Here is a 10,519-nt window from a genome sequence, read left to right on the forward strand (position 1 = left end):
TTTGGGGTCATGGCGCATGCAATCAATAAGTTATCGGCAGCCAAGGTGAAAAATGCGGGCCCCGGATTGCGTGGAGCAAGTGCGGCCGTGCATATCGTGCAATCAAGGCTGTGTTGGCGGTCTGCTGACCTCGCCCCGGCTGGGCTGCGCGGTGAATCCCGCCGTTGGTGCGGAACTTATGCTTGCGGAGGATCTTATTGTTTCCACCAAAGAGCCGAAAAAAGTTCTGGTGATCGGTGGCGGACCCGCGGGGATGGAAGCGGCGCGCATGGCGGCACTTAGCGGCCGCCATGTAACGCTGCTGGCGGCGCGGCCAAAACTTGGTGGCAACATCAACATCTCCAAACTGGCGCCGCGGCTGAAAACCCTGGCGGACATAACCATTTGGCAGGAACAGGAACGCTACCGTCTCGGCGTAGAAGTGCAACATTTATGTTGAGGCGGAGGACGTTCTGGCTGAAAAGCCCGATGCAGTGGCCGTGGCAACGGGTGGCCTGCCCGGGATGGATGGCGTGCAGATTGCCGCGCCGGGTGCCGGTGCTGGAAATTGCTGGTGATGCAAAGACGCCGCGTGATTTGCAGGCGGCGATCCGTGAGGACGGCATGAGCACAGCGAATTTTGATTGCGATGTAATTATCATCGGTCCCCAGGCATGGGGTCATCGACCTCACTGACCGTCAGAGAATCAAGATTGTACGCAGTCAGATGAGCAGCCCTCACCGGCACCCTAAAATTTTTGGGCCATGGAGCCGAGCCCAGATGCATTTCCCGGCATGCTCATCCCGTCTTTTCTCGTAGCCAGCGTATCGTGCGCTATATGTATAACAAATGTCACTAGCCGAGTGTGGCTTGCACTGTTTTACACAAATCAGAATCTGATGCGCATGAGTTCGCCAGATCCGGCGTATGTGCGAAGAGGGATGAAGGAACGGTTAAGACCATTGCAGGGAAAATAAGATGTACCAGATTGTGTGGCCTGATTTTCGATTTTATATCTTTCCAAGGAATCACGGAAGAGATCGATAATCTGCGCGCTACTCCTTGCGCAGGTTCTTTTTTACCCGGGTCAGCATGTCAGCAAGCCCCGCGCGCTCTTCTGGCGAAAAACCTTTGAGGACTGTACGGTTAAGCTTTTTTTCGGCTTTGCGCATTTCACGGATAAGATCATGGGCCGCTGGCGCGAGGTAGATTTGCCAAACACGGCGATCATCGGGGTTTGACTTGCGCTCGATCAAACCGCTGGTTTCAAGCCGGTCGATGATCGCCCCCAGCGTCACCTTTCCAATGTCGAGCAAGGTCGCCAATTCGCGCTGCATAATGCCTTCGTTGCGCGAAATATGAGCAACAACCCACCATTGTGAACGGGTAACACCCAGCGGCTTCATCAACTGGTCGAAGGCGCTACGGCGAAGGCGCGATACGTCGTGAAGCAGGAAACCAATCCGAAGGTCAAGCGTGTCCATCGCAGAAACTCCTGGCATGCTAAAGAGTTCCTCGAACTCCTCCTCTTCGGCCTCAACCAAATCCGCACTATTATCCTTAGCCATTTTAGCCCTGAATTTATATAAAATCTGCCATTAGCAGATACTTGCAACGCGTACAATAAGTAAAGATGCCAATCTATCCTACTCATCGGCGCAACGGACGTTATAACGACCGCATAATCGTTTCCATAGGCATTTCCGACACCCCCATGGCGTAGCGATGCCCTCGCGCGCCGCCACCAGGCATTTGCCGGCAAAGGCACGTGCCACCTTGATTTGCATCTTCACGGTAGCCAGTTTTACCTTGACCAGTGGCAGATCGAACAATGATTTTTCGAAGCCTTGCCGCTCGCCCAAATAGGCGATGGCCTTATGCAACGCGAGTTCGCAAGCTGCCACGCAACGCGCCGCATACAGCGTGCGTGTAACGCTGAGTGTGCGCGCGGCCTGGCTGATGCCGCTGGCCGCCGGCCCGCCCAGCAGCCGGTCTTCACCGGCGCGCACGTCCTGGAAGAATAATTCACCAAGATTGCTGCAGCCACGCAGCATCGTCTCGAACGGCTTGCCTTTGCTCACACCCGGCGTGTGAGCGTCAACGAGGAACAGGCCAAAACGCGAGTTTGGTTCGCCATCCTTTATCCGCGCGGCCAGCAGGCAAACATCAAGATGGTTGGCGTTGGTGATCCATGCTTTCGAACCAGTGATCACCCAGTGATCGCGATCTCTCACCGCGCTAGGTATGGTTGATTTTCTTTATGCCCCGCATGATTTTTTGCTTCCTTCAGGTCTATGCAGTTTTCAGTGCGTTAGGCTAATTGTCAATAAGTAGTCCTTTCTTACTTGCGACGGATTACGCGAGGTGCTTAAAATATAGAAAAACAAGCTCCAGGAGGACCAGAATGACGACCGGAAAACCGGACCGGAGTGACTTTTCCGTCAACATCGAAGGCGGCTTGGCGACATTGACCTTTACTCGTCCGGAAAAAGCCAACGCCTTCCACCCGCGCATGATTGAACCTATGCGTGCATTTTTCAACGAGTTGCGGCATCGTCCTGATGTGCGGGCAGTGCTGATCCGTGGCGAGGGGCGGCATTTCATGGCCGGTGGCGATCTGGAGTCACTCGGCGACCCTGCCGCAAAGAGCGATGCCGATATCACCCTGGAAAATGAGACCCATATTCAGCGCTACAACGAGATGATCCGCGTGATGCACCGGTTGAACCAGCCGGTGGTGGCCAGTGTGCAGGGCGGCGCTGCCGGCGCGGCTGTTGGCTTCATTGGCGCGTGCGATATCGTGATCGCCGCCGATACCGCGTTCTTCTGGGCCGCGCATATCCTGCATGGCGGCAGTAACGATGGCCTGCTGACCTATTTCCTGCCGCGGCATGTTGGCTTGCGCAAATCACTGGAAATGGCGCTGCTGGGCGACCGCATCAAGGCGCCCGAGGCGAAGGAAATCGGTCTCGTCAACTTTGTCGTGCCGGAGGCCGAACTCGCCGCGGAAACAGAGAAACTTCTGGCCCGGCTCGCCAAAGGGCCAACTCAAGGGTATGGCAAAATCAAGCGGCTGATCTACGCGTCTTTTGCGAACTCCATGCTTCAACAAGGCGCGTTGGAAGCGGAAGCCTATGCCTCTGTCGCGCATAGCGCCGACGTTAAGGAGGGGCTGCGCGCCTTTTTTGAGGGCAAACGCGAACCAGACTTCAAGGGGCGCTGAAGCATGGCCGTTAGTGTCTATAGCACCGAGCATGAAATCTTCCGCCGCAGCCTGCGCGCGTTCCTGGCACGCGAGGTAACTCCATATTACCAGGATTGGGAAGAGGCCCACCTGCCGGACCGTAATTTCTGGCGCAAGGCAGGGCCGGAAGGTTTTATCGGCGCCGCGCTGCCGGAAGCCTACGGCGGACCGGGTGGTGATTTCCTGCACCATATCATCGTGGCGCAGGAGCTCGGTGCCTGCCCCGGCGCTGAAACGGCAGGCGTGTTGCTGCAGGAGGACCTGCCAGCCTTTCACATTTTTAATTTTGGCACTGAGGCACAGAAGAATAAATGGCTGCCGCGCGTGGTTTCCGGCGAAACGGTGCTCACGGTTGCCATGACCGAGCCGCACACGGGCAGCGACCTTGCGGCCATCCGCACCACCGCGGTTCGCGATGGCGATGAATATGTGATCAACGGGGCCAAGCTCTATATTTCCGGCGGGCTGATTGCCGATCTTGCGATCGTCGCGGTGAAAACTGATCCGGCGGCCGGCGCCAAAGGGGTCTCGTTGTTCCTGGTGGAACTGGATTCACCAGGCATCACCCGCGGCAAGCCGCTAAAGAAGATGGGCATGAACGCGGGCGATAACGCCGAGTTGTTTTTTGACAATTTGCGCGTGCCCTCCTCGGCCATGCTCGGCCGTGAGGGCGGCGGTTTTGGCGTACTCATGTCCGAACTGCCCCGCGAGCGGTTGTTGATCGCAGTGCGCTCCTTGGGAGAAGCGCAACGAGCCTTCGATCTCACGGTGGAATTCACCCGTCAGCGCACCGCCTTTGGCAGCCGGGTGATCGATTTCCAAAATAGTCAGTTCGTGTTGGCGTCAATGAAGACCGATCTGGCCCAGGGCCACGCATTCTTAAACCAATGCATCGGACAGGCGATGGCCGGCGGGCTGGACAATGTCCGTTCAGCCATGGCGAAGTTGTGGATCACCGAAATGCAGGGCCGGGTGATGGACCAATGCGTGCAACTGCATGGCGGCGCGGGGTATATGGATGAATACCAGATTTCCAAACTATACACCGCCGCCCGGGTAACGCGCATCTACGGTGGATCATCGGAGATCATGCGGCTTTCAATCGCCCGATCAATCTGAGAGACTGTTTCGTAGATCTACTTTGGCGCCGCCGAGGCGCGATTGAGTAGCCCCGCCTTGCGTGCCTCGGCCTTCGCGATATTCGCGTCCTTGATATGGCCGAACCCGCGTATTTCATCCGGCAAACCAGCCAGTTCGGCGGCAACCGCCAGATTGGCAGGCGTCAGCCGGGTGATCAGATCCAGAATCATCGCCTTATAGTCCGCGATGAGCCGCCGCTCGGTCCGCCGTTCAGCCGTATAGCCAAAAATGTCGAATGCCGTGGCGCGGAGGATCTTGCCTTTTTGGAGCAGCTTGAAAAAGGGCAGCACCCACGGCCCGAATTCCATTTTCCGTAGCAGGCCACTTGACGGGTCCTTGCGCGCAAGCAGCGGCGGCGCGAGGTGGAATTTCAGCTTGAAATCACCATCGAAGGAAGCCGCCAAACGGGCAGCCTGCGCGCTGCTGGCATGCAACCGCGCCACTTCATATTCGTCCTTATAGGTCATCAGCTTGGCAAGGTTGCGTGCAACCGCTTCAGTCAAGACCGTATCGGTCGAGATGGCAGATTCCGCCTTGCGGACCTGCTCCACGACCGCGCTGTAAGCATCCGCCCATGCCGCGTTCTGGTAGCTGGTCAAAAGCTCAAGGCGTTTGGCGATCACCTCGTCGAGTGATTGGGAGATATCATGCCGGGTCGCGGCTGCAACCCTGCTGGCAACAGCTTCGGCCGTGGCCGGCTCAGCCGCGGCCACACGCCCCCAGGCAAAAGTTCGCAGATTGGAGCTAACCGAAATGCCGTTCAGCCGGATCGCTTCCTCAATCGACCCAATGGATAGTGGCAACAATCCCAACTGCGCGGCAAACCCCACCATGAACATATTGGTGGCAATCGAGTCTCCCAGAATGCCGGTTGCCAGCGTTGTTGCATCGACAAAGTGGGTTAGCCCGGCGCCGACCACGTCATCAATGCTTTTCACCAAACGTCCACTGCCGAAATCCATTTTCGCATTGGCCTGGAACTGCGCGGTTGGCACGACGTGGCTGTTGACGAGCGCGCGTGTTTCACCGGCGCGCGCGGTTTGCAGCACTTCCTTGCCGGAGGTGACGACAAGGTCGCAGCCGAGGATCAGGCTGGCCATGCCCGGCCCCATGCGCGGCGCGAAAATCGTTTCTGGCGAAGCCCCGATCCGCAAATGGCTCAGCACGGCGCCACCTTTTTGCGCCATGCCGGTCATATCCATGATGGTCGCACCCTTGCCCTCAATGTGCGCCGCCATACCGAGCACGGCGGAGACGGTGAGGACGCCGGTGCCGCCGATGCCGGTGACGAGCACATCATAGTTCGCGCCCATCGCCGCCGCGGCCGGCAAGGGGATGCGCGCCAATGCCGCCGTGAGCACGTCACCATCCGCGGAGGCTTCGGCCTTGCGCAACGTGCCACCTTCAACGGTCACGAAGCTTGGGCAAAAGCCTTTCAGGCAGCTGAAATCCTTGTTGCAGCTCGATTGGTCGATCACCCGCTTGCGACCAAATTCGGTATCAAGCGGCTGCACTGACATGCAATTGGATTGCACCGAACAATCGCCGCACCCTTCACAAACATCCTCGTTGATAAGCACGCGCTTGTTCGGATCCGGAAACTTGCCGCGCTTGCGGCGGCGGCGCTTCTCGGAGGCGCAGGTCTGGTCGTAAATGATCGCCGTCACGCCGGGCTTTTCACGCAGTTCGCGCTGAATTTTGTCCAGTTCGTCGCGGTGATGAATGCTGGTGCCATCCGGCCAGGTGACGGCGGGGTATTTATGCGGCTCGTCGGTTACCACGATAACCGGCTTCACGCCTTCCCAGAAGAGTTGCTGGGCGAGTTGGAGAACTGAGAGTTCACCCTCCAGCGGCTGACCACCGGTCATGGCAATCGCATCGTTATATAGCAGTTTGTAGGTGATATTGCGCTTGGCGGCGACCGCGGCGCGAATGGCGAGAATGCCGGAGTGGAAATAGGTGCCGTCTCCCAGATTCTGAAAAACATGCTTCACGCCATCAACAAAAGGCGACAGCCCAAGCCAGATGGCACCCTCAGAGCCCATCTGCCCGGTCCAGGCGTGCGGGCGGTCCGGCATGAAATAGGCGGCCAGCGCATGACAGCCGACCCCCTGGAAGGCAACGGAGCCTTCGGGGATGCGGGTTGAGGTATTGTGCGGGCAGCCGGAACAGAAATAGGCGGTGCGGATGACATTTGAGCCAACGGCGTTGATGCCCTTCTCATACCCCGCTTTGATCCGCGCCATCCGCTCTTCAAGCGCGGCATCGGCCAGGCCAAGGGCCTGCAGGCGGTTGAACAGCGCCTCGCGGATGATTGCGGCATTGAGATCGCCGGCGGCGGGCAGCAGCGTGCGCCCGGCCTCGTCCTGCTTGCCAACGAGCGAGGGCCGGCCAGCATCCATGTTGAAGAGAATCCGCGAGAGCTGCGTCTCGATGAAGGCGCGCTTTTCCTCGATGACGAAAATTTGGCGATGGCCACGCGCGAATGCGGTGGCACCCACCGGGTCGAGCGGCCAGGTGAGCCCCAGTTTGTAGAGCCGGATGCCAAGTTGCGCGGCACGGGCGTCATCAATACCAAGGTCGCTGAGCGCCTGGCGTACATCGAGATATGGCTTGCCGGTGGTGACAATGCCAAGTTCGCGGCGCGGACCGTCGATGATAATACGGTCCAGCCCGTTGACGCGCGCAAACGCCTGCGCGGCAGCCGGGCGCACGTTGATCGCGCGATCCTCCTGCGGCGCGGGAAAATCATTGCGGCGTAAATTCAGACCGCCGGCTGGCATCTTGAAGTCGGCGTCACCCGGCAAAATGATGTTCGCGCGTCCGTTTTCGGCATGAATGGAAGCTGTTACTTCCAGCGTATCGTTGGTGGCCTTCAACGCGATCCACGCTCCGCAATAGCGCGACATCGCCCATCCATAGAGACCGAACTCAAGAATTTCCTGCGTGTTGGACGGATAGAGGATTGGGATAACCGCGGATTCCAGCGCCTGCTCGGATTGATGGCAGGTCGCCGAGGACTTGCCCGCATGGTCATCGCCGGCAACCACCAATACGCCGCCATGCTTTGCCGCACCTTCGAAGTTTGCCATCTTCAGCGCTTCGGTGGCGCGATCCACGCCCAGCCCCTTGCCATACCAAATGCCGAACACACCATCATATTTCGGCCCTGCAAACCACTCCATTTGTTGCGCGCCGCGAATGGACGTTGCCGCCAACTCCTCGTTCACACCAGGCAGAAATTCAATATTGTGTTCCGTTAGGAGCTTACCCGCCGCCCATAGCGCGGCATCGTAAGTGCCGATCGGTGAGCCACGATAGCCCGTGATGAAACCGGCGGTGTTCAATCCCGCGGCGCGGTCCCGGCGATGCTGCACAATCGGCAAGCGCACCAGGGCCTGCATGGACGTCAGGTAAAGCCGCCCGTCCTCCTGCGTGTATTTGTCATCAAGCTGAACTGCCGTCTTGGTCATGCCGATCTTCCCAATGGTGGTGGCTTTTATGGTCACGCCGCCACTCGGTATTTGCGAACAACAAATAACATTACATTATTCGTAAGTCTCGCGTACCACATGACATTACATATTCTGCCTGAACTATGCAATGCCGTAATCCACACGAACGATTGCCGCATTACATCCGCCCGCGTCCGGCTTGAACACTTCCCGCAAAACCGAAAGACCGCCGGGGCATTTGCATAGTCTCCCAGGACTCGCAAGGAATCATCACGGGGCGCTTGAACTTATGGCAGATCAGATGCTAGCCATGCACAGAGCAAGATAAATTATGCGCGTAGGAGGCTGCCATGAACCAGTATCAATCAATTCTCGTCGAGGTGAGTGATCATGTGATGGAAATCACGCTCAACCGCCCGGCGCAACTCAATGCGATCGACCAGCAAATGCATGAGGAACTGGTCGACGTGCTCAGCAGCCTACGCAAGCGGCCGGAGGTCCGGGTCATCGTGCTGGCATCCACCGGCAAGGCTTTCTCCGCCGGGGGGGATCTGAACGAGGTTTTCCGCATTCAGGCCGATCCGAAAGTCCGGCAGGATTTTCATGAGACCGGCCGGCTGCTCATGAATACCCTGCTCGATGCGGGCGTGCCGATTGTTGTGGCGCTGCACGGCGATGCGCATGGCCTGGGCGCCAATGTCGTGCTGGCCTGCGATGCGGTGGTGGCGGCGCGCAGGGCGCGCCTTTCGGATACGCATGTCGTGGCTGGCATGGTCGCCGGCGACGGCGGTTGCGTTGTGTGGCCGCAAGCAATGGGCATGATGTGGGCAAAGCGGCACCTGCTCACAGGCGACTTCATCGATGCCGAAGCCGCCTATGCGCGCGGGTTGGTGACTGACCTGGTCGACAGCCCAGAAGACGCGCTGCCCGGCGCACGCGCAATCGCTAGGCGCATCGCCAGCCTTCCCCCCCTCGCGGTGCAAGGCACCAAGCGCTCCCTCAACCGCGTGATGCAGCAACGGGCAGGTGAAGTTTTTGAGTATTCAATGGCGCTGGAAAATTTGACGCTGCTGTCGAAAGATATTGTGGAAGCGGTAAATGCCTTCAAGGAAAAACGTAAACCCGTCTATAAAGGCGAATAACGCGGTACCGGCTGAATGATGAGATCGGCCTCGATGATCGCCCTCCGTCAGACATTATCCTGGTAGGAGATGTTCATTGGGCGCTGATCGCGCCGCTTGTGCCGGTCCTGGCGCCACAGAGGCGGCCGCGCTCGGTATCGCTGTGTGTGATTAGCGAAGCAATTTTCTGCATGTTTTCTCTCTACCCTCAGCGGAACAGCCATATTGCTACCGTTTCAGTCGCGATGGTGCGGGAATTGGCTGGACGCTCATCATCCCCAACATGGCGGCAATGATCTGGCAACGACTCCGATCCGAGTCGGTGGCTGTGCTCATGCGCCCGGCGGTTTGCCCTTAAGGACGCCCGCGGCACCGAAATGCCAGGGAGGGACTTCACGGATGATAATGCGTACCGAATCGCGCGGGGCACCGAGGGAGGCAACGATCGCGTCCGTTACCTTCTCCACCATGTCGGCCTTGGCCTCATAGTTGCGGCCTTCGATCATGGTTACTTCCACGATTGGCATGTCAAGCTCCCTTATGCGGTAACATTGAAGGATACAGCACCAAGATTTTGGAAGCTTGTGCGTACAAAATCGCCGGGGCTGAGCGCGTGGGCGGCGGTGGCGCCGCCGGCGAGGACTATGTCGCCGGGTTGCAAACTCTCGCCAACGCTACCGACAAGGCGCGCGGCGGAGACCAGCGAGCGGATCGGGTTGCCCAGAATTGCTGCAGTGGAGCCGATTTGCACAGGGCGGCCGTTGAGTTCCATGACGATGCCGAGGTTGGCGACATCAGTGGAGGGATTGGCCCAGGCACCGAGATAAAAACCCGAGGAGGAAGAGTTGTCGGCGATAACGTCGGCCAATGCGAATTTGAAATTTTTGTAACGGCTGTCTATAATTTCCATCGCTGGGGCAATGGCTTCCACTGCGTCCAGTGCCTCGGCCAGCGAGACGTTGCCTGATAGCGGTTTGCGCATGATGTAGGCGATCTCGGGCTCAACGCGCGGATGCGTGTAGCGCGCGTGCGACATTTCGCCGCCTTCTTCCAGCCGCATCGCGTCGGTCAAGCGGCCCCAGATGACTTCGGCAACACCCATCTGCTGCATTTTCGCGCGCGAGGTCAGGCCCATCTTGTAGCCGGCACGGCGTTCCCCGCGCGCCCAACGGCGGGCTACGGAGAGGGTCTGGATTGCGTAGGCGTCTGCTACCGAGAGGTTTGGGTAGGTGTCGGTGAGCTGCGGCACCGCGGTTGCGGTGCGTGCGGCTTCGTCAAGGCCTGCGGCCAGTTCTGAGAGATTTGTCATGCTGCAGCTACCTTGTTCTGTTTGAGGATGTCGAGTGCGACATCGATGATCATGTCTTCCTGGCCGCCGACCATGCGGCGGTTGCCGAGTTCGGTGAGGATTTCGCGGGTGTCGACGCCATAGGTTTTGGCGGCGTTTTCGGCGTGGCGGAGGAAGCTGGAATACACGCCCGCGTAGCCAAGGCTCAAGGATTCGCGGTCGACCCGCACCGGGCGGTCCTGCAGCGGGCGCACCAGATCATCCGCTGCATCCATCAGTTTGAACAAATCG

The 10,519-nt window shown here is 58.6% G+C and carries 9 protein-coding genes and 1 pseudogene; 4 read left to right on the forward strand and 6 right to left on the reverse strand.

What is annotated here, in order from left to right:
* Nucleotides 1-52 precede the first annotated feature (52 nt).
* Nucleotides 53-439, forward strand: a complete 387-nt coding sequence (locus tag QQJ84_RS07105) for an FAD-dependent oxidoreductase (RefSeq protein ID WP_284257433.1) — start codon at nt 53-55, stop codon at nt 437-439.
* Between the two features lie 596 nt (nt 440-1,035).
* Here QQJ84_RS07105 and QQJ84_RS07110 read toward each other — a convergent pair.
* Nucleotides 1,036-1,464, reverse strand: coding sequence for a MarR family winged helix-turn-helix transcriptional regulator (locus QQJ84_RS07110; protein WP_284257434.1), 429 nt, complete (start codon nt 1,462-1,464; stop codon nt 1,036-1,038).
* 162 nt (nt 1,465-1,626) lie between these two features.
* Entirely contained in the window at nt 1,627-2,214 is a 588-nt protein-coding gene (locus QQJ84_RS07115) for an acyl-CoA dehydrogenase family protein (RefSeq protein ID WP_284257435.1), read from the reverse strand.
* A 170-nt stretch (nt 2,215-2,384) separates the two neighbouring features.
* Between QQJ84_RS07115 and QQJ84_RS07120 the strand changes: the two genes are divergently transcribed.
* A complete protein-coding gene (locus tag QQJ84_RS07120; protein ID WP_284257436.1) occupies nt 2,385-3,203 on the forward strand; it encodes an enoyl-CoA hydratase/isomerase family protein in 819 nt (272 codons plus the stop codon).
* Nucleotides 3,204-3,206: 3 nt separating this feature from the next.
* Complete coding sequence (locus tag QQJ84_RS07125) at nt 3,207-4,343, forward strand: acyl-CoA dehydrogenase family protein (RefSeq protein WP_284257437.1); 1,137 nt, start codon at nt 3,207-3,209, stop codon at nt 4,341-4,343.
* Between the two features lie 17 nt (nt 4,344-4,360).
* Here QQJ84_RS07125 and QQJ84_RS07130 read toward each other — a convergent pair whose 3' ends face one another.
* The gene (locus QQJ84_RS07130) at nt 4,361-7,837 is read right to left on the reverse strand and encodes an indolepyruvate ferredoxin oxidoreductase family protein (RefSeq protein ID WP_284257438.1); all 3,477 of its coding nucleotides are present in this window, start codon (nt 7,835-7,837) and stop codon (nt 4,361-4,363) included.
* Nucleotides 7,838-8,169: 332 nt separating this feature from the next.
* Here QQJ84_RS07130 and QQJ84_RS07135 point away from each other — a divergent pair, with 332 nt between their 5' ends.
* Nucleotides 8,170-8,961, forward strand: a complete 792-nt coding sequence (locus tag QQJ84_RS07135) for an enoyl-CoA hydratase/isomerase family protein (protein WP_284257439.1) — start codon at nt 8,170-8,172, stop codon at nt 8,959-8,961.
* Nucleotides 8,962-9,272: 311 nt separating this feature from the next.
* Here QQJ84_RS07135 and QQJ84_RS07140 read toward each other — a convergent pair whose 3' ends face one another.
* The 3 genes and pseudogenes from QQJ84_RS07140 to QQJ84_RS07150 all read right to left on the reverse strand — a co-directional run.
* The gene (locus QQJ84_RS07140) at nt 9,273-9,467 is read right to left on the reverse strand and encodes a 2-hydroxymuconate tautomerase (RefSeq protein WP_284257440.1); all 195 of its coding nucleotides are present in this window, start codon (nt 9,465-9,467) and stop codon (nt 9,273-9,275) included.
* 11 nt (nt 9,468-9,478) lie between these two features.
* Entirely contained in the window at nt 9,479-10,249 is a 771-nt protein-coding gene (locus QQJ84_RS07145) for a 2-keto-4-pentenoate hydratase (RefSeq protein ID WP_284257441.1), read from the reverse strand.
* Nucleotides 10,246-10,519: pseudogene (locus QQJ84_RS07150) on the reverse strand (4-hydroxy-2-oxovalerate aldolase); the annotation flags it as partial. The gene QQJ84_RS07145 and the pseudogene QQJ84_RS07150, both read right to left, overlap by 4 nt.

The organism is Acidocella aquatica (assembly GCF_030160635.1).
Lineage (GTDB): Bacteria > Pseudomonadota > Alphaproteobacteria > Acetobacterales > Acetobacteraceae > Acidocella > Acidocella aquatica.

Bases quoted from the DNA above. Each gene is read 5' to 3' on its own strand.
- QQJ84_RS07105 (WP_284257433.1), top strand. From the start codon at position 53: ATGCGGGCCCCGGATTGCGTGGAGCAAGTGCGGCCGTGCATATCGTGC.
- QQJ84_RS07110 (WP_284257434.1), bottom strand. From the start codon at position 1,464: ATGGACACGCTTGACCTTCGGATTGGTTTCCTGCTTCACGACGTATCG.
- QQJ84_RS07120 (WP_284257436.1), top strand. From the start codon at position 2,385: ATGACGACCGGAAAACCGGACCGGAGTGACTTTTCCGTCAACATCGAA.
- QQJ84_RS07125 (WP_284257437.1), top strand. From the start codon at position 3,207: ATGGCCGTTAGTGTCTATAGCACCGAGCATGAAATCTTCCGCCGCAGC.
- QQJ84_RS07130 (WP_284257438.1), bottom strand. From the start codon at position 7,837: ATGACCAAGACGGCAGTTCAGCTTGATGACAAATACACGCAGGAGGAC.
- QQJ84_RS07135 (WP_284257439.1), top strand. From the start codon at position 8,170: ATGAACCAGTATCAATCAATTCTCGTCGAGGTGAGTGATCATGTGATG.
- QQJ84_RS07140 (WP_284257440.1), bottom strand. From the start codon at position 9,467: ATGCCAATCGTGGAAGTAACCATGATCGAAGGCCGCAACTATGAGGCC.
- QQJ84_RS07145 (WP_284257441.1), bottom strand. From the start codon at position 10,249: ATGACAAATCTCTCAGAACTGGCCGCAGGCCTTGACGAAGCCGCACGC.